The sequence below is a fragment of the Pseudomonas sp. 2995-1 genome (assembly GCF_002742505.1).
Lineage (GTDB): Bacteria > Pseudomonadota > Gammaproteobacteria > Pseudomonadales > Pseudomonadaceae > Aquipseudomonas > Aquipseudomonas sivasensis.
Genome location: NZ_LJSA01000332.1, coordinates 1 through 25428 on the forward strand (window position 1 = coordinate 1; position 25428 = coordinate 25428).

Consider the following 25428-nt stretch of genomic DNA (forward strand, 5'->3'; position numbering starts at 1 on the left):
TTTACTGGCTGAGTCATCTAACACCTACCTATCGGCATAACCACAGGACCCAATGTGGGAGGGGGCTTGCTCCCGATGGCATTCTGTCAGTTGATGAACAAGTCAACTGACACTCCGCTATCGGGAGCAAGCCCCCTCCCACATTTGACTGCATTTCAAATATTGACCGAGGGTCAAATCAATCGAGAGTTGAACCGCTGACCGCCACGCCACGCTCCGGGAAGAACAGACGCTGCAGTTCCGCCCCCGGGTTCTCGGCGCGCATGAAGGTCTCGCCCACCAGGAACGAGTACACATTGCTGATTTCCATCAGCTCCACGTCGGCGCGGTTAACAATGCCGCTCTCAGTGATCACCAGGCGGTCGCGTGGAATACGCGGCAGCAGGTCGAGAGTGTTTTCCAGGCTGACTTCAAAGGTGTGCAGGTTACGGTTGTTGACCCCCACCAGCGGTGTGTCGAGGGTTTTGAGTGCGCGCTCCAGCTCATCGCCGTCGTGCACTTCCACCAGCACGTCCAGGCCGACGCTTTTGGCCACGGCCGCCAACTCGGCCATCTTCACGTCATCCAGAGCGGAGACGATCAGCAGAACGCAGTCGGCGCCCAAGGCACGGGCTTCTACGATCTGGTACGGATCGACCATGAAATCCTTGCGGATCACCGGTAACTTGCACGCCGCACGGGCCTGCTGCAGGAACAGGTCGGAACCCTGGAAATAATCGATATCAGTCAATACGGACAGGCATGTCGCCCCGCCCTTTTCGTAGCTGACCGCGATTTCCGCTGGCACAAAGTGCTCGCGGATAACACCCTTGCTCGGCGAAGCCTTCTTGATCTCCGCGATCACCGCCGGATGCTTGAGCTTGGCCTGGGCGATCAGCGCATTGGCAAATCCACGAGGTGCGTCAGCGGCTTTCGCTTGGGCTTCCAGCTCGGCCAGGCTCACACGGGCACGGCGTTCGGCGACTTCTTCAGCCTTGCGGGCCAGGATCTTTTCCAGAACGGTCGGAACACTCATCCTTCATTCTCCATCTTGAATACAGCGGTGAATGCTCCCAGCTCTTCGAGCTTTTCACGAGCCAGACCGGTGTGCAGCGCATCGTGGGCCAATTCGACACCTTCCTTAAGACTATAGGCATGGTCGGCAGCGTAAAGTGCCGCGCCAGCATTCAGAACAATCATTTCCGCAGCTTTTTGACCGTTCTCAGTCTTACGCCGCCCCAGAGCATCGCGAATCAACTCCAGGGACGCCGCCGGGCTTTCTACCGCCAAGCCATGCAGGCTCTGGCTCTTCATGCCCAGGTCTTCTGGCTCGACCCAATACTCGGTGATCTGGTCATTCTTCAGCTCCGCCACAAAGGTCGGCGCGGCCAGGCTGAATTCATCCAGGCCATCTTTGGAATGCACCACCAGCACATGCTTGCTGCCCAGGCGTTGCAGCACTTCAGCCAACGGTTTGCACAACGCCTGACTGAATACGCCCACCACCTGGTGCTTTACACCGGCCGGATTCGTAAGCGGGCCGAGCATGTTGAACAGCGTACGCAGGCCAAGGTCTTTGCGCGGACCGGCGGCGTGCTTCATTGCACCATGATGGGACTGGGCAAACATAAAGCCGATGCCGACGTTGTCGATGCAGCGCGCCACTTGTACCGGTGTCAGGTTCAAGTAGATACCGGCCGCTTCCAGCAGGTCGGCACTGCCGCTCTTACCGGACACCGCACGGTTACCGTGCTTGGCCACGGTGCAGCCCGCCGCCGCGACCACAAAGGATGAAGCCGTCGACACGTTGAAAATATTCGCACCGTCGCCGCCGGTGCCAACCACATCGACCACACCGTCGAGGGTTTTAAGCTCGACCTTGTCGGCCAACTCACGCATCACCGAAACCGCGCCGACGATCTCGTCGATGCTCTCGCTCTTCATGCGCATTGCCATCATAAACGCGCCGATCTGCGCGTCAGTGCATTGGCCGGTCATGATCTCGCGCATCACATCGCTCATTTCAGCGGTGCTCAGGTCCAGATGGCCGACGATACGGCTCAGGGCAGTCTTGATATCCATGGAAAGTCCTTAGCGCGTGCCGCCGCTCTGCTTGAGAAAGTTGGCGAACAGCTCGTAGCCCTGCTCGGTCAGGATCGACTCGGGGTGAAATTGCACCCCTTCGATGTTCAGTGTCTTGTGACGCAGGCCCATGATCTCGTCGACCGAGCCGTCTTCCAGCTGTGTCCAGGCAGTCAGCTCCAGACATTCCGGCAGGGTTTCGCGCTTGACCACCAGCGAGTGGTAGCGAGTCACAGTCACCGGGTTGTTGAGTGCCTGGAATACGCCCAAGTCCTTATGGAACACCGGACTGGTCTTGCCGTGCATCACTTGGCGCGCACGCACCACGTCACCACCAAAGGCCTGGCCAATGGATTGGTGGCCCAGGCATACACCCAGGATTGGCAGCTTGCCGGCGAAGTACTTGATGGCTTCGAGAGAAATACCCGCCTCGGTCGGCGTGCACGGGCCCGGCGAAACCACGATGCGCTCGGGATTCAGCGCGGCGATCTCGGCCACGGTCAGCTCGTCGTTGCGCACCACCTTGACCTCGGCACCGAGTTCGCCCAGGTACTGCACAACGTTGTAGGTAAAGGAATCGTAGTTATCAATCATCAGCAACATGGGGAAACCTCAGGAATTGGGGGTCTGTTCAGCCAGCGCAACAGCGCGGAACATCGCGCGGCGCTTGTTCAGGGTTTCTTCCCATTCGAGGGCCGGTACCGAGTCGGCGACGATCCCGCCACCGGCCTGCACATGCAGCTCCCCGTCCTTGATCACTGCCGTGCGGATCGCAATAGCGGTGTCCATGTTGCCGTTCCAGGCGAAATACCCCACGGCGCCGCCGTAGACACCACGCTTGACCGGTTCCAACTCGTCGATGATTTCCATCGCGCGAATCTTCGGCGCGCCCGACAACGTGCCCGCCGGCAGAATCGCCCGCAGTGCGTCCATCGCCGTCAACCCGGCTTTCAGTTCACCGGTGACGTTGGACACGATGTGCATCACGTTGGAATAACGCTCGATGACCATCTTCTCGGTCAGCTTCACCGAGCCAATTTCCGAAACACGCCCGGTGTCGTTACGGCCCAGATCGATCAGCATCAAGTGCTCGGCGATTTCCTTATCGTCGCTGAGCAGGTCTTCTTCCAGCGCCAGATCCGCTTCTTCAGTCGCGCCACGCGGACGAGTGCCGGCGATCGGGCGCACGGTGATCAGGTTATCCTCGACACGCACCAGCACTTCCGGCGAGCTACCCACTACGTGGAAGTCACCAAAGTTGAAGAAGTACATGTACGGCGTCGGGTTGAAGCAGCGCAGCGCCCGGTACAGGTCGATAGGCGCGGCCTTGAAGTCGATGGACATACGTTGCGACGGCACCACCTGCATGCAGTCACCGGCGAGGATGTATTCCTTGATCGTATCGACGGCGCGCTCGTAGTCATCCTGGGTAAAGCTGGAGCGGAACACCGGATCGCTCGCCGGTGGACGGCTGAGGTCCAGGCCGCGACGCGGGGTGATCGGCTGGCGCAGTTTTTCCAGAAGGGCTTCCAGGCTGGCCAGCCCCTGTTCGAAGGCGTCAGCTTGGGATGGGTCAGCGAGCACAATCGCGTGCATCTTGCCGGCGAGGTTGTCGAAAACCACCACCGCGTCAGACACCATCAGCAGAATATCCGGCACGCCCAGCGGGTCCGGGTTCGAGCATTTGCCCAGGCGTTTTTCCACGTAACGCACGCAGTCGTAGCCGAAGTAACCCACCAGCCCGCCGTTAAAACGCGGCAGACCCGCAATGGTCGGCACGTTGTAGCGCGCCTTGAAGGCTTCGACGAAGGCAAGCGGGTCTTCAACGTCATGGCTTTCGATCTCGACGCCATCATGGGTAATGCTCACATGATGGTCGTGTACCCGCAGCACCGTGCGGCATGGCAGACCGATGATCGAGTAACGGCCCCACTTCTCGCCGCCCTGTACCGACTCCAGCAGATAGGAGTTGGGCTCGTCGGCCAGTTTCAGGTAGATCGACAGTGGCGTGTCGAAGTCGGCCAGTGTTTCGCAGGCCAGGGGGATACGGTTATAGCCGGCAGCGGCCAAACGCAGGAATTCTTCGCGGATCATGATGTGCCTCGTGGCGTGAGGGTCTAACAGTCAGGTATGCAAACGTGCCGCAGGGCGCGGCCAGGATCAGTCAGGCGCGCCAACGCCAGCGGGCCAGGGCCTTGATGACTTTCATCCAGAGTTTGCGAGTGACCACCACGATGGAATTTCCAGAAGGGGACTTATCGATGTCGGGCAACGTTATCTCAGCGCCCGCTCCCAAGCAACCGGGGATTAGCAGTCGCAGGTCATCAATGACCAGCGCCGGCGACTCTTCGGCAATCGGCCGGCCATGGTTATAACCGTAGCTTAGGGCTACACACTGAACACCCGCGGCTTTTGCCGCCTGCACATCACTGCGCGAGTCGCCGACAAACAGCGACTGGGACGCCGGGATATTGGCCATTTTCATCACGAAAAACAGCGCCGCCGGGTCGGGTTTCTTCTGTGGCAAGGTATCGCCACCGATGATCCAGCGGAAATACCGGCCGATTTTCATCTGGTCCAACAGCGGCGCTACGAAGCGCTCCGGCTTGTTGGTGATCAGGGCCATTTCCACGCCCTGTTTGTGCAGCCATTTGAGGGTGTCGCGCACGCCGGGGTAAACCACGGTCAGTTCGTGGCCGTCCTCATAAGCAGCATTGAATAACTCCAGCGCGTGCTCGGCTTCCACGTCATCGACGCCTTCAGCGTCGATATGGTTAGCCAGGGCCCGGCGCACCAGCATCTGCACACCATTGCCAACCCATTCGCGTACAGACTCGATCCCCGCCGGCTTGCGTCCCAGCTTGAGCAGCATTTGGTCCACCGCCGCCGCCAGGTCTGGCACCGAGTCGATCAGCGTACCGTCCAGATCGAACATCACCAACCGTGGCAGTTTGCCGGGAAACAGCTGCTCAAAGCCGCTCATGGACGTGCCAGCGCCAGTTCGGCACGCATCTTGTCGATGACTTCCTGGTAGTTCGGCGCGTTGAAGATCGCCGAACCGGCCACGAACGTATCGGCGCCGGCCGCTGCGATTTCACGGATATTGTTGACGTTGACCCCACCGTCGATTTCCAGGCGGATATCACGACCGGACGCATCGATCAGCGCGCGGGCTTCGCGCAGCTTGTCGAGGGTGCCGGGGATGAACTTCTGCCCGCCGAAACCTGGGTTGACGCTCATCAGCAACACCATGTCGACCTTGTCCATCACGTACTTGAGCACGTCCAACGGGGTAGCCGGGTTGAACACCAGGCCCGCCTTGCAGCCGCCTTCGCGGATCAGTTGCAAGGTACGGTCAACGTGCAGCGAGGCTTCCGGGTGGAAGGTGATGTAGGTTGCACCGGCTTCGATGAAGTCGCCGATGATGCGGTCTACCGGGCTCACCATCAGGTGCGCATCGATCGGCGCGGTAACGCCGTATTTGCGCAACGCTGCGCAGACCATCGGACCGATGGTCAGGTTGGGCACGTAGTGGTTGTCCATGACATCGAAGTGCACGAAGTCGGCACCAGCGGCCAACACGTTGTCCACTTCCTCACCCAGGCGGGCAAAATCGGCGGAGAGAATCGATGGAGCAATGACGAAGGGCTGCATGACGCACCTTTTTTGAGCTAAATCACGATGGCGCGCATTGTATACCTCATGCTTTGCTGCGCGCACCGTGACCTGGCTCAATGGCTAGTAAGCGGCCCGGTAGATTTTCTCGATATCCGCCACGCTGAGCTTGCGCGGGTTGTTACGCATCAACCGTTCGATACCTGCCGCTTCGGCGGCCATGGTGGGAATTGCGCCTTCGGGAATCCCGAAACTGTGAAGCCCTTCCGGGATCTCCACTGCGGCGCAGAGTCGCGTCATCGCCTCGACCGCCTGGTCGGCCGCGTCATTGGCACTTAACCCAGTGATATTCACGCCCATGGCCTGGGCAATGTCCTGCATCCGCTCGACACACGCCAGCTTGTTCCAGTGCATCACATAGGGCAGTAACAGCGCATTACTCACGCCATGGGCGATATTGAAACGCCCGCCCAGTGGATAAGCCAACGCGTGCACCGCACCCACCCCGGCATTCCCGAACGCCATGCCGGCCATCAGGCTGGCGGTGGCCATGTCGTCGCGGGCCTGGAGGTTGGCGGGGTTGGCGTAGGCCTTGGGCAGCGCCTTGGCGATCAGCTTGATTGCGCCGATGGCCAAGGCGTCCGTGATCGGAGAGGCATTCAGCGACAGGTAGGACTCAATGGCATGCACCAGTGCATCGACACCACTGGCGGCGGTGACACTGCGTGGGCAGGTCAGGGTCATTTGCGGGCTGATCAGCGCCACATCCGGCAAAAGGTAGTCGCTGACGATGCCTTTTTTCAGCTGTGCGGCCTTGTCGGAGAGGATCGCCACATTGGTCACCTCCGAGCCGGTGCCGGCCGTAGTCGGGATGGCGATCAGCGGCGGGCCCTTGCGCGGTACCTGGTCGACACCAAACAAGTCGGCCAGGGCGCCATGGTAACCGGCGTAGGCGGCCACACTTTTAGCGATGTCGATGGCACTGCCGCCGCCCAGCCCAATCAGGCCGTCGTGCCCGCCGTCGCGGTAGGCCTGCATGCAGTCTTCGACGATGGCGATTTCCGGGTCGGGCAGCACGCGATCAAAAATTTCGTAGGGGCGTTCACCCAGGTGTTCAAGCGCCAGCGCCACGGTGCCGGATTTGACCAGCACGGCGTCGGTCACGATCAGCGGGTTATCCACATCCAGGCGCGTGAGTTCAAAGGCCAGTTGTTCGATGGCGCCAGCGCCGGTCAGCAATTTGTGGGCGATCTTGAATGAGGAAGTACTCATGTGCGCGGCCTCTTATTAGTCGATGGGCTGGCACAAGAGTAGCTGACCGAAACAGGTTGTCTTTCATTCAGCAGCTGAATGGTCACAGAACCCATATGGGAGGAGGCTTGCCCCCTCCCACATGGGTTCTGTGCTGGGCTTTAGACTTGGGCAGTACGCAGTTTCTCGCTACGGCCGCGCAGCCATTCCAGGGTCAGCAACAGCAACACCGAGAAGGCAATCAGCAACGTCGCCGCCGCCGCAATAGTGGGGCTGAGGTTTTCGCGGATGCCGCTGAACATCTGCCGTGGCAGGGTCGCTTGTTCAGGGCCGGCGAGGAACAGCGTCACCACCACCTCGTCGAACGAGGTCGCGAACGCAAACAGCGCCCCGGAGATCACCCCCGGCGCAATCAACGGCAAGGTCACCCGACGAAACGCAGTCAGTGGCGAAGCCCCCAGGCTGGCCGCTGCACGCACCAGATTGTGGTTAAAACCCTGCAACGTCGCCGACACCGTGATGATCACAAAAGGGACACCCAACACCGCGTGCACCACGATCAGCGAGAAAAAGCTGTTACCCAAACCCAGCGGCGCAAAAAACAGGTAGCTGGCCACGCCGATGATCACCACCGGTACCACCATCGGCGAAATCACCAGCGCCATGACCAGTGCTTTGCCGGGGAAATTGCCACGGGTCAGGCCAATCGCCGCCAGCGTACCAAACACCATGGCCAGCACCGTGGCCGCCGGGGCGACGATGATGCTGTTCTTCAGCGCTCGCATCCATTCGGCCGAAGCGAAGAAGTCCTGGTACCAGTGCAGCGAGAAGCCCTGCAACGGGTACACCAGAAAACTGCCGCTGTTGAACGACAGCGGGATGATCACCAGCACGGGCAAGATCAGGAACAGCAGAATCAAGCCGCAGAGGATCCGCAAGCTGTAGAACCAAACCCGCTCAACGGGCGACATATAAGGGCTCAGCATCGCAAGGTCTCCTCAGCTCAGGCGCAGGCGGCTGGCGCCGACCAAACGGTTGTAGATCAGGTACAGCACCACGGTCGCCAGCAGCAGTAAGCCGCCCAACGCCGTCGCCATGCCCCAGTTGATGCTGGTGTTGGTGTAGAAGGCCACGAAGTAGCTGACCATCTGGTCGTTCGGGCTGCCCAACAGTGCCGGGGTGATGTAGTAACCAATCGCCAGGATGAACACCAACAGGCAACCAGCGCCAACGCCGGCGTAGGTCTGCGGGAAGTACACGCGCCAAAAACTGGCGAACGGGTGGCAGCCCAGGGAAATCGCCGCACGCATGTAGGTCGGCGAGATGCCTTTCATCACGCTGTAGATCGGCAGAATCATGAACGGCAGCAGGATGTGCACCATGGAGATGTAGACACCGGTGCGGTTGAACACCAACTCCAGGGGCTTATCGATCAGGCCCATGCCCATCAGCGCACTGTTGATCAGACCGCCGGATTGCAACAGCACGATCCACGCTGCCACTCGCACCAGGATCGAGGTCCAAAACGGCAGCAGCACGAGAATCATCAGCAGGTTGCTTTTACGCGCCGGCAGATTGGCCAGCAGATACGCCAGGGGATAGGCCAACAACAGGCAGATCACGGTGATCACCAGGCCCATCCAGAAGGTACGGGCAAAGATATCCAGATAGATCGCCTGATCCGGGGTGGCCGGGGCCACTTCGCCGAGGTCGTCGATGCGGTGATCGACGGCCGCCAGCAGGTAGAACGGTGTCAGGCTGCTGGTATTACGCCGGATCGCTTGCCAGTACGCCGGGTCGCCCCAGCGTTCGTCGAGGGTTTCCAGCGCTTCTTTATAGGAGGCAGGCGCTTCGGTGAACGGCAGCGCCCGCGCGGTTTTGGTCAGCAGGCTGCGATAGCCGGCCAGCTCCATGTTCAAGCGTTTGGACAGATCGCCCAGGGTCTGGTTTTTGCGCGCCTCACCCAGGTCTTCACTGAGAGCCTGATACACCGGTTCACCCGGCAGACCACGGCCGTCCCAGGCAGTCACCGCCACCACGGTACGCGGCAGGCCGCCCACCACTTCCGGATTACCGACGCTCTTGAACAAAAGCGCGACGATCGGTACCAGAAACACCAGCAGCAAAAACAGCACCAGCGGTGCAATCAAGGCCTGGGCCTTCCAGCGATTGACCCGCTCGGCACGCGCCAGGCGCTGCTTGAGGGTGGGGCTGTTGACCTCGTTCGAGGGAACGGCGATGGCCATGGCTAACTCCGAAAATCTGAAAGTGACGACAAACCTGTGCCTGGGCTCAGACGCTGTGGTGAGTGGGCATGCCCCGCGCTGGGCGGCGAAGCGGGCCCTCTGACAGTCACCGCGTTCTTTCAGACAGAACACGGCGCCTGGTTTGGGACTGCTTCGCAGTCCAGCGCGGGGCAGGCCCGCTCACCACAAAAGCCCCTTGAACACAGCAGGCGGGTTACTTGGCAGCCCAAGAATTGAAGCGCTGCTCAAGCTGCTCGCCGTTGTCCGCCCAGAAGCTCACGTCGATCTGCACCTGGTTGGCGATGTTCTCTGGCGTAGTCGGCATGTCCTTGAGGATGTCCTTGGCCAGCAACGGTACGGCTTGGGTGTTGGCCGGGCCGTAGGCGATGTTTTCCGAGTAGGTCTTCTGCTGCTGCGGTGCGACCGAGAAGGCGATGAATTTCTTCGCTGCTTCTGCGCGATCCTTGGCCAGGCCTTTTGGAATCGCCCATGCATCGAAGTCGTAGATGCCGCCGTTCCACACCACTTTCAGGTTGCTTTCTTTCTGCACGGCAGCGATTCGGCCGTTGTAAGCCGAGCTCATCACCACGTCACCCGATGCGAGGTACTGCGGCGGTTGTGCGCCAGCTTCCCACCATTGGATCGACGGCTTGAGTTCGTCGAGTTTCTTGAACGCACGGTCTTGGCCATCTTTGCCGGCCAGCACTTTGTACACGTCCTTCGGCGCTACGCCGTCGGCCATCAAGGCGAATTCCAGGGTGTACTTGGCGCCTTTGCGCAGGCCGCGCTTGCCCGGGAATTTCTTGGTGTCCCAGAAATCCGCCCAGCTGGTTGGCGCGGAAGCCAGTTTGTCGGCGTTGTACGCCAACACAGTCGACCATACGAAGAAACCCACGCCGCATGGCTGGATCGCACCCTTCACGTAGTTGGCGCTGTCGCCGAACAGTTTCGGGTCCAGCGGTTCGAACATGTCTTCGTCACAACCGCGGGACAGTTCCGGCGATTCCACTTCTACCAGGTCCCAGGACACGCTTTTGGTGTCGACCATGGCTTTGACCTTGGCCATCTCACCGTTGTACTCACCGGCGACGATCTTGCCGTTGCCCGCGCTTTCCCACGGTGCATAGAAGGCCTTGACCTGTGCAGCCTTGTTCGCGCCACCAAAGGACACGACGGTCAGGTCCGGGCCGGCCATGGCCTGTGTCGCGCCCATCAAGCTCAAGGCCAGGACGGAATACTTCAGGGATCTCAACATTGTTGTTCTCTCCACGTGCAGGGTTGGTGAAGCCATGGGGCGATCAATTCGCCTCTAGAAGTGGGTCGAGTGCGCGAACGTGCTCGACTTGCCAGCCAATCGGTACCACGTCGCCGACCGCCAGTGCTGGGTCCAGCTCGGCAATCGGTTGTTTCACAAAAAAATCGGTCTTGCCGCAGACTTCCAGGCGCACACGCACGTGGTCGCCCAGGTAGATAAATTCGGCCACCCGCCCGGAGAAGCGGTTGATGCAGCTTTCGCTGGAGCCATTGAGGCTGACCCGTTCCGGACGCACCGATAGCGTTACAGGGCCACCGATCTGGCCGACATTGATCGCCAGTGCTTCAACCTTCTCGCCCCGCGCCAGCTCGACCACGCAGCGGTCTCCGGTGTGGCTGTGCAAGCGGCCGTTGAGGCGGTTGTTCTCGCCAATAAAGTTAGCGACGAAGGTGTTCTTCGGTTCTTCATACAGCGTGCGCGGCGGGGCGATCTGCTGGATCTCGCCCTGATGGAACACCGCCACGCGGTCGGACATGGTCAGGGCTTCACCCTGGTCATGGGTCACGTACACCACTGTCACGCCGAGACGTTGGTGCAGGTGCTTGATCTCCATCTGCATGTGTTCGCGCAATTGCTTGTCGAGAGCGCCGAGCGGTTCGTCCATCAGTACCAGTTGCGGTTCGAACACCAACGCGCGGGCCAGGGCCACACGCTGTTGCTGGCCGCCGGACAGTTGCGCCGGGTAGCGCTGGGCGAACGCGTCGAGCTGGACCATGCTCAGTACGCGCTTGACCCGCTCACTGACATCGGTCTTGCTCAAACCGCGCACGGACAAGGGAAACGCCAGGTTCTCGGCCACGGTCATGTGCGGGAACAGCGCGTAGTTCTGGAACACCATGCCAATGTCGCGCTTGTGCGGCGGCACGTTGTTGATGGAGCGCCCGGCCAGCTGGATTTCACCGGCAGTCGGCGTCTCAAACCCGGCGAGCATCATCAGGCTGGTGGTCTTGCCCGAACCGGAAGGCCCGAGCAAGGTGAGGAACTCGCCCTTGCGAATTTCCAGGTTGAGGTCTTTGACGATCAGGTTCTCGCCGTCGTAGCTCTTCTGCACGCCACGAAAGCTGACCAGCACATCATTTGAATCCACCTCGCTCATACCCGCACCTTTGTGTTTTGGACTGCTGTGGCACAAGCGTAGTCCAGGCGCGAGGCCCCGGAAATCGGGGGCCAGGAGAGAATTGCATCAGCAGGATGGAAGCTTGGGGGTAGGGATTGCCCTACACGGATGGCGGGGATGGAACAGTGCTGCAGTGCGAAGCGCCGGGAATGGCGTCAGCGGGGTTTGAAGCAGGTCGCAAACAGGCATGTCATCACAACAGCTTGTGTTCCATGGCGTACTTCACCAGCTCAGCCAGGGAGGTGATATTGAGCTTTTGCATCAATCGCGCCTTGTGAGTGCTGATGGTCTTGCTGCTCAGCGCCAGTTGCTGGGCGATGTCATTGACGTTGGCGCCCTGCGCCAAGCGTTCGAACACCGAGAACTCCCGTTCCGACAGCAACGAATGCAATGGCCGGGCGTCGGTCAGACCGACTTCAAACACCATACGGTCGGCTAGGTCCGGGTCTATATAACGCCCGCCGGCCGCGACTTTGCGGATCGCCGTCAGCAACAACGCCGGGTCGCTGTCCTTGGTGGCGTAACCGGCGGCACCGACCTTCAGGGCACGGGCTGCCATTTGCGCTTCGTCGTGCATCGACAGCACCAGGATCGCCGGCGGGTTGCTCAACGCACGGATGCGCGCAATCGCTTCCAGGCCGTTGACGCCGGGCATCGAGATGTCCAGCAACACTACCTCGCACGGCACGTGGCGCAACGTCTCCAGCAACTGCTCGCCATTGCTAGCCTCCCCCACCACCAGCAGGTCTTTGGCCAGGCCGATCAGTTGTTTGATGCCTTCACGAACGATGGTGTGGTCTTCGGCTACCAGTACACGGATCACAGGGACTTCCTCTTGGCGTTATGCATCCAGCGGCACCGTCACACTCAGGGTGGTGCCCTCCCCCAACTCGCTGTGCAGGCTCAATTGCCCGCCCATGATCAGCACCCGCTCGCGCATACCGACCAGGCCAAACGATACCGCACGCCCTTCAGGCTGGACGAAACCTACGCCGTCGTCGCTGATGGTCAACCGCAAATCCGAGCCTTCTATGGCCAGCGTCAGCTCCACAGTATGCGCCTGGGCATGGCGCATCACGTTGGTCAGCGCCTCCTGCAGGATACGAAACAGGCCAATGGCCTTGGCGTCGCTCAGGGTCGGCAGGTTATCCGGCACCTGAACCAGACAGGGAATCTGCGTGCGCGCTTCAAAACGACGGGCTTGCCATTCAACGGCGGAGGCAATGCCAGCATCGAGAATCGGTGGGCGCAGCGCCGTCGCGACGTCCCGCACCAGTTGGAACAGTTGAGCAATCAGGCGCTTCATGCTGTTCAAGCGCTCGTGCAGGCCAGGATCCAGTTGCGCATAAGCCAGCTCGCACATGGACGTTTCCAACTTGAGCACGGTGAGCATCTGACCGAGTTCGTCATGTACTTCCCGGGCGATGCGGGCTTTTTCTTCCTCGCGCACGGTTTCCAGGTGGGCCGACAGTTCGCGTAGTTGCGCTTCGCTTTGCATCAACGCGGCCAGCGTGCGGCGCAACTCGGTGACGTCGTTCAGGTAAACCACCAAGTACTCAGCCTCGGCAAACCGCAAAAAGCTCAACGACACGTTGGCCGGCAGGATGCTGCCGTCGGCGCGCAAACAATCGGTGGCGAAGTTCTGTGGTCCCTCTTCGCTGGCCCGTGCGCGCTTCCACAAATTGAGCCAGCGGTCCATGTCCAGGGTCGGGTCGAGGTCAACCAGCGGCCGCTCGATCAGTGCGCCAGGAGCATAACCGAGCATGCTTTCGGCGGCGTGGTTGGCGTAGCGCACATGGCTGTCCCAGTTGACCCACAGGATGCCGACGGTGCTTTGGTCGATGGAAAACTGTGTCAACCGCAGCGCTTCGGCACCGGCAGCGCGGGCGGCGCTTTCTTCACGGGCGGCCAGCAGGCCATGCTCCAACGCACGTTGCTGGCGGCGCTGCCAGAACACGGTCGCCAAACTGGCGAGCAGCAGCAGGCTCAGTAACAGGCTGAGGTTCTGCCACAACCCAGGCGACTCCGATAACCGTGGGTATTTGGGTTGCAGCCAGCGGCTATGCAGTTGGTCAAGGTCTCGGGCGGGGATAGCGCCCAAGGCACTTTCCATGATGCCCGCCAGTTCGGGCCAATCGCGCCGTGTGGCCACCCGCAACAATTGCGGCAGACCGATGTCCCCCACCACCGCCAAACCGGCGAACTCGGCCTCGCCGGATAATCGGCTTAATTGCGCTTCATCTACCACGGCATAACGCGCTTGCTGGCTGACCAACAACTGCAAGGCCTGGCGTTCAATGGGCACACCTTGCAGGTTGAGGTTGGGATAAGTGCTGCGCAGGTAATCGGCCACGGCGCTGGGCATGCGCACGGCGACGCGGGATTGATCGTCCAGTTTTTCCAGCTCAACCGCGCCGCCGCCCTCGCGGATGCCAACGATATGCTGGGGCACACGCATATATGGGTCGCTGAATAACCACAGGCGCAAACCGGCTGGGGTTTGTTGCAGGCCGGGGGCAATGTCCACTTCGTCGTCGCGGACGGCGGCTTCCAGTTGCTCCTGGTTGGGGAAATTGCGCCAGGTCAGCTCGACATTCAGCGCCTTGGCCAGCCACTGCATCAACTCCACATTGGCCCCGGACAAGCGCTGCAAGCGACGGTCGTATTGCGCGTAAGGCAACTGCAGCACTACGCCCACCCGCAACTCCGGGTGCTGGGCCAGCCATTCGCGCTGCTGCGCATTGAGCTGCGCCTGCGGGGCGGCAGGCGTAGGGGAGGCGTTCGCCATCAAGGCGACGCACAAACAGCCGATAACCAGCAGACAGCGAAAACCCATGATCCACGTCTCACATCACTGACAAAAACTGACCAACCCATTAGGCTGCTGGAATCTCTTCTGGCCGGAAATCTACGATGCCCTATCGAAACCGTTCGGCACTGCCAGCATTGTGCCTGTCGCTGCTGTTTACCAGTGCCTTTTCTGTACAGGCCGCCGACGCCCCCGCGCCGGCCGACGAAAAACCCGTCGAGCGCCAGCCTCTGCTTGAGCGCAGCCAGGAAGACGCCACCGCGCTGGAGCGCACCATCCCTCAGCAGGAACAGCAACAATTGCAGGCTGGCAGCGACTCATTCCTCGCCCTGTGGAAACCGGCCAACAGCGCCGAACCCGAAGGTGTGGTGATTATCGTACCGGGCAGCGGTGAAAGTGCTGACTGGCCGCAAGCAATCGGCCCGTTGCGGCGCAAATTTCCCGACGCCAATTGGGGCAGCCTCAGCCTGTCATTGCCGGATGTGAGCGTAGATACCCTGCCGCCGCGCGTTATGGAAGCACCCAAAGCCACTGTCGACACCAGCAGCAAAGAAGCGAGCACCGCCGACAAACCGATCGAACAAGCCGCCAGCGCCGAAGCCGAGGGCACCGATCCGTCAGTGGTGCCGGGCGCCGACGAGCAGGACAAGACCGACGCCTCGCGCATCTTCGACCGCATCGACGCTGCCGTGGCCTTCGCCCAGACCCAGAACGCACGCAGTGTGGTGCTGCTGGGTCATGGCACAGGCGCCTGGTGGGCCGCGCGTTATCTCACCGAGAAACAACCGTCCCAGGTGCAGAAATTTGTGATGGTCGCGGCGCAGACGCCTAACGGACGCCATCCGGACGTGCAGCAACTGGCGCCCGGCCTGAAACTCCCGACTGCCGATGTCTTCTATCAAGACAACGCGCTGGCACGCAAAAACGCTCAGGCCCGTGCCCAGGCTGCCAAGCGATTGAAGAATGATGGCTATAAGCAGGTGTCATTGAAAACCGTGCCCGGCAATAGCGCAGCCGAGCAGGAGCAGTTGTATCGCAGGATTCGCGGGTGGTTGAGCCCGCAGGCCAGCGCCGACTGAAGAACAGCACAAAAACAATGTGGGAGGGGCTTGCTCCTCTCCCACATCGGAATGTGGTTATCCGTGAAAGAGCGGCATCTAGCGAAAATCCCGACGCTCGCGAATCAACGAGTAAGCATTGTGTAATTCACGGGTTCGCTCGGTCGCCTCACGCACTTGCGCGAGACTGGCGCCACTGCCGGCCACCTTGTCCGGATGGTGACGGCTCAGCAGGCGGCGATAGGCACGTTTGATGACCGACGGCTCGGTGGTAGCGGTGACGCCGAGCAGTCGCAACGCTTCCTGGTAGGTCGTGCCTCGATTGACCAACGGCTTGCGCTCAGGCGTGTAGTCCGCCGCCAAGGCCTGAAGCTGCTGCGGCGTCCAGCCCAACCACTTGCCCCACAGGTTGATCAAGTCGCGCTCGGCATCATCCGCCTTGCCGTCCGCCCAGACCATCCGCCAACAGGCGCGCAACACACCCTCCGCCGCATGAGGCTGGGCCTTGAGCACGCGCAGATAACTGCGCATACGGTCGGAGCCCGATTTACCGCGATTGAACGCCGCAATCGCGCGGCGCTGGGCGGACTCGGTCATGTCCAGCGAGCGCATCTCCTGACGCGCCTGCTGGATATGCCCGTCCACCACGCGCCCGTTGCTTTTGGCCAGGCGCCCGAGCAATACAAACAACAACTCATCATTGCGCAGCACCGGGCGGCCGCCCATGCGCTCGCGCAACTGAGCCCAACTGCGCAATTGCATTCGGCGGTCCAACGCCTGCCCCAACAATGCACCCAACAAGGCCCCCGGAATACTGGCAATGGCAAAGCCAGCCCCGGCGCCGATCAGCGTCCCTGGCCACAACATGCTACTGCCCCGCTGTCAGCAGGGTTTCGACTTGCGCCAAGCGCTCCAGCGTGCCGACATCAATCCAGCGTCCCGCCATGTGTTCCCCCGTTACCTGACCCTTGGCCATCGCCGCACGCAGCAGCGGCGCCAGCTTGAAGGCACCGGCACTGCAACCCGCGAACAACTGGGGGTCGAGCACTGAAATGCCACTGAAGGTCAGGTTATCGGCACCGGGCGTCGCATCATGAAGCAGACCCTCATCAAGGAAGAAATCACCGCCCGAGGGATGATGCGCTGGGTTGTCGACCATCACTAGGTGAGCCAGGCCGCTGAGCGGTTGCTTGAGTTGGGTAAAGTCGTAGTCAGTCCAGATATCGCCATTGACCACCAGAAAAGGCTCGTCCCCCAGCAACGGCAACGCCCGGAAAATCCCACCGCCGGTTTCCAGCGGTTCGCCCTCCGGGGAGTAACGGATGCGTACGCCAAACTGCGCACCATCGCCTAAATAGCTCTCGATCTGCTGGCCGAGCCAGGCGTGGTTGATCACGATATCGGTGAAGCCGGCCTTGGCCAGCGCCTCCAGGTGGTATTCGATCAGACGCTTGCCGCCGGCCTGCACCAGCGGCTTGGGCGTGTGCAAGGTAAGCGGACGCATCCGCTCACCTTTGCCGGCGGCCAGGATCATGGCCTTCATACGCTGGCCTCAGCGGGCTGGCGCAGACTGGTCAGCAGCTCAGCCAATTCGCTCAACTCCGGGCGATCGGCGAGCACTGCTTCTATATAAGCAAAGAAGCGCGGCACGTCGGCCAGGTAGCGCGGCTTGCCGTCGCGATGGCAAATACGCGCGAAGATGCCAATGACCTTGAGGTGGCGCTGCACACCCATCAGGTCGCTGGCACGCAGGAAGTCATCAAAATCGGGTTGCACCGGGATGCCCGCTTGGCCCGCACGTTCCCAATAACCGCGCTGCCAATCGCGTACGCGCGCCTGGGGCCAACTGAGGAAAGCGTCCTTGAACAGGCAGGTAATGTCATAAGTGACCGGGCCGTAGACCGCGTCCTGGAAATCCAGCACGCCGGGGTTCGGCTCGCTGATCATCAAGTTGCGCGGCATATAGTCGCGATGCACCAGCACTTTCGGCTGCGCCAAGGCGCTGTCGATCAGCCGGTCGCTGACACGCTGCCAGAGGGCTTGTTGTTCTGCATCCAACTCGACACCCAAATGGCGCCGTACGTACCACTCGGGAAAGAGTTCCAGCTCGCGGCGCAACAAGGCAACGTCATAACTGGGCAGTGGTGCGTCCATCGGCAACTGCTGGAATGCCAGCAAGGCGTCGATGGCGTCGGCAAACAGCTGATCGGCGTTTTGTTCGTCAATCACGTCCAAGTAGGTTTTTCTGCCCAGGTCATTGAGCAAAAGAAAGCCGCGCGACAGATCTTCTGCATAAATTTTTGGAACATTTATGCCCGACTTCGCCAGTAAATGGGCGATATCGACGAAGGGTTTGCAGTTTTCCTGGGGGGGTGGAGCGTCCATCACCACGAAAGTCCGGCCGCCACCCTCCCAACGGAAGTAACGCCTGAAACTCGCGTCGCTGCTGGCCGCAGTCAGTGTGGCCGGGGGTACGGAGCCCCAGTCTTGAGCGTTGAAAAGGATCGGCAACTGCTCATCCAGCCAGACTTCCAGCTGTTGTAAACGTAGATCTTGCTCAGGCATTACAAGGGTCTCCGACGGCGCTAGCCGTCAAGCGGGTCATGCTTTATTATCACGCATCTTTTTCAGACCATCGAGAGGCGTGCGGCCCAAACCGCGGGCAGATGGCACGCAGGAAGCCCGGACTAATAAGATGGCATTGAAATCCCCCGCGTTTCGTAGAAAATTTCCGTTGCTGGTAACCGGCAGTCTGCTGGCCATGCAACCCTTCGCCACCTCATTCGTGGTCGCCGCGGAACAGTATGACTGCTCAGTCTCTGCTTCGGGTGCCTGGGATTGCGCGCCGAAAACCGCCGCAGCCCCATTGCCACCGCGCCCGGTGCATGACGGCGCTGCCGTCAGCTCGGCCAACAGCACGGCGCAGGCCGAAGCTGGTGGCACTGCCGCGGCCGAACCCAAGACCGCACTGGTCACAGAATCCAAGGGCCGTGGCCTGCGCTCACGCAGCGCCGACTACAGCCACTTGGACTGGGTACCTCGCGAAAAGTTGACCGCAGCCCAGTTGGCCGAAACCGGTCCTTATTGCGGCGGTGCGTACATCGAGCCGACTCGTCCTGGCATGAACGACAAGACGAACAAGAGCGATGCGCCCACCTTCATCGGTGCCAAGGCCTCTCGTTACGAGCAGGAACAACAAGTCGCGACCCTGGCGGGTGACGTCGTCATGCGCCAGGGCAGCATGCAGCTTGAAGCCGAAGAAGCCAGCCTTTACCAGGCCGAAAGCCGCGGCGAGCTGAACGGCAACGTACGACTGCGTGACAACGGTGCACTGATCGTCGGCGACCACGCCCAGGTTCAGTTGGACACCGGCGCGGCCCAGATCGACAACGCCGAATACGTGCTGCACAAGTCGCGTATCCGCGGTAACGCGCTGTACGCCAAGCGCGCCGAAAACGCGATCATCCGTCTCAAGGACGGTACGTACACCACCTGCGAGCCGGACAGCAACGCCTGGCAGCTTCGAGGCAACAACATCACGTTGAACCCAGCCACCGGTTTCGGTACGGCCACCAACGCGACGTTGCGGATCAAGAACATCCCGATCCTGTACACCCCTTACATCTATTTCCCGATCGACGACCGTCGTCAGTCCGGCTTCCTGCCGCCGAGCTTCAGCACCGGCAGCGAAACCGGCTTCACCCTGGTTACGCCGTACTACTTCAACCTGGCGCCGAACTACGACGCCACGTTGTACCCGCAATACATGACCAAGCGCGGCATGATGATGGAGGGCGAATTCCGCTACCTCACCAAGTCCAGCGAAGGCCAGTTCGGCGGCGCGTACCTCAACGACGACAACGACGAACGCAAACTGCAGACCGATTACGAAAAAACCCGCTACATGCTCAATTGGCAGCATAAAGGCGGGTTGGATTCGCGTGTACTGACCCAGGTCGACTACACCAAAATCAGCGACCCTTATTACTTCCAGGACCTCAAGTCCTATCAGGAAGGTGTCGAGAGCCGGGACTACGTCAACCAGCAGGGCTCCGTGAGTTATCGCGGCGACTCCTACCAGGCGCGCTTGAATGTCCAGGCTTACCAGCTGGCTACGATCTCCCAGATCACACCGTATGACCGACTGCCACAGATCACCTTCAATGGTCAGCTGCCATACCACCCAGGTGGTTTGAACTTCAGCTACGAAACCGAAGCAGTTCGGTTTGAACGCAGCCTGGAAAGCGGCAACTTTATCAATGAAAACGGTGATTCCGAGCGTCGCCTGGACACTTACGTCAACGGTCTGACCCGTGCAAACGGTACTCGCCTGAACGTAGCGCCAGCCGTTTCATACCCGATGAACTGGACCTACGGCTTTGTGACGCCGAAGCTCAAGTACGTCTACACCAAGTACGATCTTGACCTGGACAACAAAGGCAAGAACGACATCATCGCTGCACAAGCTGCAGCCGCGACAGCTGGCACCCAATATGCCGGCGGCACGTTCAAAAGCTCTCAGGATCGCGCAATTCCTGTAGCCAGCGTCGACAGCGGCCTGTACTTCGATCGCAATACCAACTGGTTCGGCAAAGACTATCGCCAGACCCTTGAACCGCGCGCGTTCTACCTGTACGTGCCGAACAAGGACCAGGCCGATATTCCGGTGTTCGACACCAGCGAGTACTCGTTCAGCTACGCGTCATTGTTCCGCGACAACCGCTTCAGCGGCTCCGACCGTATCGGCGACGAAAACAAGCTGTCTCTTGGCTTGACCAGCCGCTGGATCGAAGAAAACGGCTTCGAGCGTCAACGCGTGTCCGTGGGCCAAGCTGTGTACTTCAAGGATCGTGAAGTTCAACTGCCGGGTATCCTGGCCGCCGACCGTGCCGATGCACAGTCCGACGTGTCCCCGGTTGCCCTGGACTACGAGTTCCGCTTCAACCGCGACTGGCGCGCCACGGCCGACTACAACTGGGACACCGAAGAGCACAGCCCTCGCTCCGGCAGCGCGATGCTTCACTACCAGCCGGAAGACAACCCGAACAAGATCATCAACGTTGGTTACCGCTATCGTAACGACCAGGTTGTCTACAACCAGTTGACCGGTAAGTGGCAGTTCGGTGGCGACTACGGTCAGCCAGGCGACCCGAACTACGTGAAGGATTACTACAAAATCCAACAACACGACTTCTCGATGATGTGGCCGATCATTCCTCAGTGGAACCTGATCACCCGCTGGCAGTATGACTACGCACGCAACCGTACCCTGGAAGCCTTTGGTGGTTTCGAGTACGACAACTGCTGCTGGAAACTGCGCGTCATCAACCGTTACTGGGTTTCCAACGACGAATACAGCCAGATCGCCCCGCTGAACGAAAAGGGTGACCACGGGCTCTTCCTGCAGATCGTCCTCAAAGGACTCGGCGGCCTGACCGGCGCCAAGGTAGAGAGCTTCCTCGACAAAGGCATTGAAGGTTATCGTGAACGTGAAGACCAAGCTTTCTGATTGTCTGCGCCCGCTAGTGCTGGGCGCACTGTTCCTGGGGACCGCATCGGCACACGCTGCGGTTCAACAGCTGGATAAGGTAGTGGCCATCGTCGATAACGACGTGATCATGCAGAGCCAACTGGACCAGCGGGTCAAGGAAGTTCAGCAAACCATCGCCAAGCGTGGCGGTGGTGTACCGCCTACCAGCGTCCTGGACCAACAGGTACTGGAACGCTTGATCGTCGAAAACCTGCAACTGCAGATCGGTGATCGTTCCGGTATTCGTATTTCGGACGAAGAGCTGAACCAGGCCGTCGGCACCATCGCTCAACGCAATAACATGAGCATCGACCAGTTCCGCTCAGCCCTGGCCCGCGACGGTCTTTCGTACGAAGACGCCCGCGACCAGATCCGCCGCGAGATGATCATCAGCCGTGTGCGTCAGCGTCGCGTTGCCGAGCGAGTGCAGGTGTCCGAGCAGGAAGTGAAGAACTTCCTGGCCTCCGACCTGGGCAAGATGCAGCTTTCCGAAGAACTGCACCTGGCCAATATCCTGATCCCGACCCCGGACAGTGCCAACTCCGAGCAACTGAATGCGGCGGCGGCGAAAACCCAAGCTATCTATGATCGCCTGAAAGGTGGTGCTGACTTTGCTCAGATGGCCATTGCCCAGTCCGGCAGCGACAACGCCCTTGAAGGCGGCGATATGGGCTGGCGTAAAGCCGCTCAGCTGCCACCTCCGTTCGACCGTGAACTGAGTGCCATGGAAGTGGGCGGTATCACCCAGCCAGCCCGCACCCCAGGTGGCTTCATTATCCTGAAGTTGCTGGAACGTCGCGGTGGCGAGACCTCGCTGAAAGACGAGGTTCATGTTCGTCATATCCTGGTCAAACCAAGCGAAATCCGTACCGAGGCGCAAACCAAGGAGCTGGCCCAGAAGATCTATGACCGCATCGAAAGCGGTGAAGACTTCGCCACCTTGGCCAAGAGCTTCTCGGAAGACCCAGGTTCAGCCCTCAACGGCGGCGACCTGAATTGGATCGATCCGAAAGCGCTGGTGCCCGAGTTCCAACAGGTAATGGCCGATACTCCGCAAGGCGTACTGTCCAAGCCGTTCAAGACCCAATATGGCTGGCATGTACTGGAAGTCCTTGGCCGCCGCGCCACTGACAACACCAGCCAGGCCCGCGAGCAACAAGCGCTGAACGTACTGCGTAACCGCAAGTACGACGAAGAGCTGCAAACCTGGCTGCGTCAGATCCGTGACGAAGCCTACGTGGAAAACAAGCTGCCAGGCGCCGAGCAAACAGGCACCGACCAGGCAGCACAGTGAAAACCCAGCGTTTCGCGGTAACACCCGGCGAGCCGGCCGGCATTGGTCCAGACCTTTGCCTGCTGCTCGCCTCGCAGCCTCAGCCATACCCTCTGATTGCCATTACCAGCCGCGACCTGCTCCTTGAGCGGGCCGCGCAACTGGGTGTGGCTATCAACTTGGTGGACGTGGCGCCGGGCAACTGGCCTGATCTGCCGGCGCCCGCGGGCAGCCTCTATGTGTGGGACACCCCGCTGCAGGCCAAGGTGGTTGCAGGGCAACTGGACAAGGCCAATGCGGCGTTTGTGCTCGAAACCCTGACTCGTGCGGGGCAAGGCTGCATCGACGGTGATTTCGCCGGCATGATCACCGCACCGGTCCACAAGGGCGTGATCAACGAATCCGGCATCGCCTTTTCCGGCCACACCGAATTCCTCGCCGAACTGACACACACTGAACAAGTCGTGATGATGTTGGCGACACGCGGCCTGCGTGTCGCCCTGGTGACTACGCACCTGCCGCTGCGTGACGTCGCAGACGCCATCACCGCCGAACGCGTGGAGCGCGTCACGCGCATCCTGCACGCCGACCTGCAGCAAAAATTCGGCATCGCTCAACCGCGTATCCTGGTCTGTGGGCTCAACCCCCATGCAGGTGAAGGCGGGCACTTGGGCCATGAAGAAATCGACATCATCGAACCAACCCTGGAGCGTCTGCGCCAAGAAGGCATGGACCTGCGTGGCCCACTGCCAGCGGACACTCTGTTTACCCCCAAATATCTGGAGCACTGCGACGCAGTGTTGGCGATGTACCATGACCAGGGGCTGCCGGTGCTGAAATACAAAGGCTTCGGCGCCGCCGTCAACGTGACACTGGGCCTGCCGATCATCCGCACCTCCGTCGACCATGGCACTGCCCTGGACTTGGCGGGCAGCGGCAAGATCGATACCGGCAGCCTGCACGTGGCCCTGGAAACCGCCTATCAGATGGCCGAGACCCGTATATGACTGAGCATTACCAACACCGGGCGCGCAAGCGCTTCGGGCAAAACTTCCTGCACGACGCTGGCGTGATCGACCGCATACTGCGCTCCATCCATGCCAAGCCCGAAGACCGCCTGCTGGAAATCGGCCCAGGCCAGGGCGCATTGACCCAAGGCCTGCTGGCCAGCGGTGGCCAGCTGGACGTGGTTGAACTGGACAAGGATCTGATCCCTATCCTCAACCAGCAGTTCGCCGGAAAATCCAACTTCAACCTGCACCAGGGCGATGCACTGAAGTTCGACTTCAACTCCCTCAACGCCGCGCCCAACAGCCTGCGCGTGGTCGGTAACCTGCCGTACAACATCTCCACACCGCTGATTTTCCACCTGCTGAACAACGCCGGGATCATCCGCGACATGCACTTCATGCTGCAGAAAGAAGTGGTGGAACGCCTGGCCGCAGGCCCAGGTGGTGGTGATTGGGGCCGTCTGTCGATCATGGTTCAGTACCACTGCCGCGTTGAACACCTGTTCAACGTGGGTCCGGGTGCATTCAACCCGCCGCCAAAGGTCGACTCGGCCATTGTTCGCCTGGTACCGCATGCCGTTCTGCCCCACCCGGCCAAGGACCACAAGTTGCTGGAACGTGTCGTGCGCGAAGCGTTCAACCAACGCCGCAAGACCCTTCGCAACACGCTCAAGGCCCTATTGAGCCAAGCTGAAATCGAAGCCGCCGGCGTCGACGGTAGCCTGCGTCCCGAGCAACTGGACCTGGCCGCGTTCGTGCGCCTGGCAGACCAGCTTGCCATCCAGCCTGCTCCAGCAGTCGACTGAAGCACCCAGCCATGGCCAGACACATGTCTGGCCTAGTGCCCACCTCTTGGCCTAGACTGATCCGCATCTGCTGTCCTCCGCTTTTGCTTTTAAGGCCTCTTGCATGTCCGATCCTCGCTACCAGATCGACGTCAGCGTCGTGACCCGCTTCCTGGCGGACCAATCGCAACCTGAACAGAACCGCTTTGCCTTTGCCTACACCATCACGGTGAAGAACAACGGGCAGGTGCCGGCCAAGTTGCTATCACGCCATTGGGTAATCACCGACGGTGACGGCCAAGTGGAAGAAGTGCGCGGCGCAGGCGTGGTTGGCCAGCAACCGCTGATCGACATTGGCGCCAGCCACACCTACAGCAGCGGCACGGTGATGACCTCCAAGGTCGGCACCATGCAAGGCTCGTATCAGATGAAAGCCACCGATGGCCAACTGTTCGACGCCATCATCAAGCCATTTCGCCTTGCCGTACCGGGAGCCCTGCACTGATGGCGACCTACGCAGTCGGCGACCTGCAAGGCTGCCTGGAGCCGCTCAAGTGCCTGCTTGAGCGCGTGGCCTTCGACCCGGCCAATGATCGGCTTTGGCTGGTCGGTGATCTGGTCAATCGCGGCCCCGAGTCCCTGGAAACCCTGCGCTACTTATATAGCCTGCGTGATTCCCTGGTGTGCGTGCTGGGCAACCATGACCTGCACTTGTTGGCGGCCGGCAATAATATCGAGCGCCTGAAAAAGGGCGACACCCTGCGGGAAATTCTCGAAGCGCCCGACCGAGCCGAGTTGCTCGATTGGCTGCGCCGGCAAAAGATCGTGCATTACGACGAAGGCCGCAACATGGCCCTCGTGCATGCGGGTATCCCGCCGCAATGGACGCTGAAGAAAGCCCTTAAGTGCGCAGCCGAAGTCGAAAGTGCCTTGGCCGATGACAGCCTGTACACCACCTACTTGGACGGCATGTACGGCAACGAACCGGTGAAGTGGGATAACGACCTGACGGGCGTCGCCCGCCTGCGGGTGATCACCAACTACTTCACGCGCATGCGCTTCTGTACCGCCGAGGGCAAGCTGGACCTCAAGAGCAAAGAAGGTGCCGACACCGCCCTGCCCGGCTACAAGCCGTGGTTTGCCCATAAGGAACGCAAGACCCGTGATACGAAGATCATCTTCGGCCACTGGGCCGCCCTGGAAGGCAAGTGCAACGAACCCGGCGTATTCGCCCTCGACACCGGTTGCGTGTGGGGCGGCGCCATGACCCTGATGAACATCGACACTGGCGAGCGCCACAGCTGCCAGTGTGAATCTCCCCTTCCCATTACACTGCCGGCTGCCGCCAAGCGCTAGAC

Annotated in this window: 23 protein-coding genes; 7 read left to right on the forward strand and 16 right to left on the reverse strand. The window is 60.6% G+C overall.

The genetic code is table 11. The features are described from left to right. Nucleotides 1–178 precede the first annotated feature (178 nt). From trpC to AOA61_RS09035, 13 genes are all read right to left on the reverse strand, one after another. Nucleotides 179–1015 (reverse strand): indole-3-glycerol phosphate synthase TrpC, encoded by an 837-nt coding sequence (gene trpC / locus AOA61_RS08975; RefSeq protein WP_095185035.1) that lies wholly within the window; start codon nt 1013–1015, stop codon nt 179–181. Beyond that, the gene (gene trpD / locus AOA61_RS08980) at nt 1012–2061 is read right to left on the reverse strand and encodes an anthranilate phosphoribosyltransferase (RefSeq protein ID WP_032883837.1); all 1050 of its coding nucleotides are present in this window, start codon (nt 2059–2061) and stop codon (nt 1012–1014) included. Before trpD ends, trpC begins: the two co-directional genes overlap by 4 nt. 9 nt (nt 2062–2070) lie before the next feature. Continuing rightward, nucleotides 2071–2664 carry an aminodeoxychorismate/anthranilate synthase component II gene (locus tag AOA61_RS08985; protein ID WP_024077700.1) on the reverse strand — a complete coding sequence of 198 codons (594 nt, stop codon included), beginning with the start codon at nt 2662–2664 and terminating at the stop codon, nt 2071–2073. A 9-nt stretch (nt 2665–2673) separates the two neighbouring features. Next, nucleotides 2674–4155, reverse strand: a complete 1482-nt coding sequence (trpE, locus tag AOA61_RS08990; RefSeq protein WP_099601620.1) for an anthranilate synthase component I — start codon at nt 4153–4155, stop codon at nt 2674–2676. A gap of 70 nt (nt 4156–4225) precedes the next feature. Continuing rightward, nucleotides 4226–5044, reverse strand: a complete 819-nt coding sequence (locus AOA61_RS08995) for a phosphoglycolate phosphatase (protein WP_099601621.1) — start codon at nt 5042–5044, stop codon at nt 4226–4228. Beyond that, the gene (gene rpe, locus AOA61_RS09000) at nt 5041–5715 is read right to left on the reverse strand and encodes a ribulose-phosphate 3-epimerase (protein ID WP_032883842.1); all 675 of its coding nucleotides are present in this window, start codon (nt 5713–5715) and stop codon (nt 5041–5043) included. Before rpe ends, AOA61_RS08995 begins: the two co-directional genes overlap by 4 nt. A gap of 84 nt (nt 5716–5799) precedes the next feature. Further along, complete coding sequence (locus AOA61_RS09005) at nt 5800–6948, reverse strand: iron-containing alcohol dehydrogenase (protein WP_032883843.1); 1149 nt, start codon at nt 6946–6948, stop codon at nt 5800–5802. A 140-nt stretch (nt 6949–7088) separates the two neighbouring features. Further along, nucleotides 7089–7913 (reverse strand): ABC transporter permease, encoded by an 825-nt coding sequence (locus AOA61_RS09010; protein ID WP_017739612.1) that lies wholly within the window; start codon nt 7911–7913, stop codon nt 7089–7091. A 12-nt stretch (nt 7914–7925) separates the two neighbouring features. Next, nucleotides 7926–9173, reverse strand: a complete 1248-nt coding sequence (locus AOA61_RS09015) for an ABC transporter permease (RefSeq protein WP_032883844.1) — start codon at nt 9171–9173, stop codon at nt 7926–7928. A gap of 214 nt (nt 9174–9387) precedes the next feature. Then, nucleotides 9388–10428, reverse strand: a complete 1041-nt coding sequence (locus tag AOA61_RS09020; RefSeq protein WP_032883845.1) for an ABC transporter substrate-binding protein — start codon at nt 10426–10428, stop codon at nt 9388–9390. Between the two features lie 43 nt (nt 10429–10471). Next, nucleotides 10472–11584 carry an ABC transporter ATP-binding protein gene (locus tag AOA61_RS09025; RefSeq protein ID WP_032883846.1) on the reverse strand — a complete coding sequence of 371 codons (1113 nt, stop codon included), beginning with the start codon at nt 11582–11584 and terminating at the stop codon, nt 10472–10474. Between the two features lie 214 nt (nt 11585–11798). Beyond that, nucleotides 11799–12428, reverse strand: coding sequence for a response regulator transcription factor (locus AOA61_RS09030; protein WP_032883847.1), 630 nt, complete (start codon nt 12426–12428; stop codon nt 11799–11801). Between the two features lie 18 nt (nt 12429–12446). Further along, on the reverse strand, nt 12447–14441 hold the full coding sequence (locus tag AOA61_RS09035) for a transporter substrate-binding domain-containing protein (RefSeq protein ID WP_099601622.1): 1995 nt from the start codon (nt 14439–14441) through the stop codon (nt 12447–12449). 77 nt (nt 14442–14518) lie between these two features. On the opposite strand from AOA61_RS09035, the gene AOA61_RS09040 reads away from it, so the two are divergent. Beyond that, nucleotides 14519–15493, forward strand: coding sequence for an alpha/beta hydrolase family protein (locus tag AOA61_RS09040; RefSeq protein WP_032883849.1), 975 nt, complete (start codon nt 14519–14521; stop codon nt 15491–15493). A 78-nt stretch (nt 15494–15571) separates the two neighbouring features. Here the strand turns inward: AOA61_RS09040 and AOA61_RS09045 are convergent, their stop codons facing one another. Genes AOA61_RS09045 through AOA61_RS09055 form a run of 3 tightly spaced genes read right to left on the reverse strand, consistent with a single transcriptional unit; the run spans nt 15572 to nt 18037 of the window. Then, nucleotides 15572–16339, reverse strand: a complete 768-nt coding sequence (locus AOA61_RS09045; RefSeq protein WP_032883850.1) for a TerB family tellurite resistance protein — start codon at nt 16337–16339, stop codon at nt 15572–15574. 1 nt (nt 16340) lies between these two features. Further along, a complete protein-coding gene (murU, locus tag AOA61_RS09050) occupies nt 16341–17015 on the reverse strand; it encodes an N-acetylmuramate alpha-1-phosphate uridylyltransferase MurU (protein ID WP_099601623.1) in 675 nt (224 codons plus the stop codon). Beyond that, complete coding sequence (locus tag AOA61_RS09055; protein ID WP_032883852.1) at nt 17012–18037, reverse strand: aminoglycoside phosphotransferase family protein; 1026 nt, start codon at nt 18035–18037, stop codon at nt 17012–17014. Before AOA61_RS09055 ends, murU begins: the two co-directional genes overlap by 4 nt. Nucleotides 18038–18167: 130 nt before the next feature. Between AOA61_RS09055 and AOA61_RS09060 the strand changes: the two genes are divergently transcribed. The 6 genes from AOA61_RS09060 to AOA61_RS09085 all read left to right on the forward strand — a co-directional run bounded on the left by AOA61_RS09060 (nt 18168) and on the right by AOA61_RS09085 (nt 25426). Continuing rightward, the gene (locus tag AOA61_RS09060; RefSeq protein WP_099601624.1) at nt 18168–20981 is read left to right on the forward strand and encodes an LPS-assembly protein LptD; all 2814 of its coding nucleotides are present in this window, start codon (nt 18168–18170) and stop codon (nt 20979–20981) included. Beyond that, nucleotides 20956–22296: a peptidylprolyl isomerase gene (locus tag AOA61_RS09065; RefSeq protein ID WP_032883854.1), complete on the forward strand. Its 1341-nt coding sequence runs from the start codon at nt 20956–20958 to the stop codon at nt 22294–22296. The genes AOA61_RS09060 and AOA61_RS09065 overlap by 26 nt, the downstream gene beginning before the upstream one ends. Further along, nucleotides 22293–23282, forward strand: a complete 990-nt coding sequence (gene pdxA, locus AOA61_RS09070) for a 4-hydroxythreonine-4-phosphate dehydrogenase PdxA (RefSeq protein WP_099601625.1) — start codon at nt 22293–22295, stop codon at nt 23280–23282. The genes AOA61_RS09065 and pdxA overlap by 4 nt, the downstream gene beginning before the upstream one ends. Then, on the forward strand, nt 23279–24091 hold the full coding sequence (rsmA, locus tag AOA61_RS09075) for a 16S rRNA (adenine(1518)-N(6)/adenine(1519)-N(6))-dimethyltransferase RsmA (protein WP_095185041.1): 813 nt from the start codon (nt 23279–23281) through the stop codon (nt 24089–24091). The genes pdxA and rsmA overlap by 4 nt, the downstream gene beginning before the upstream one ends. Nucleotides 24092–24194: 103 nt before the next feature. After that, nucleotides 24195–24575, forward strand: a complete 381-nt coding sequence (apaG, locus tag AOA61_RS09080) for a Co2+/Mg2+ efflux protein ApaG (RefSeq protein ID WP_032883857.1) — start codon at nt 24195–24197, stop codon at nt 24573–24575. Continuing rightward, a complete protein-coding gene (locus AOA61_RS09085; protein ID WP_099601626.1) occupies nt 24575–25426 on the forward strand; it encodes a symmetrical bis(5'-nucleosyl)-tetraphosphatase in 852 nt (283 codons plus the stop codon). The genes apaG and AOA61_RS09085 overlap by 1 nt, the downstream gene beginning before the upstream one ends. Nucleotides 25427–25428: the final 2 nt, after the last annotated feature.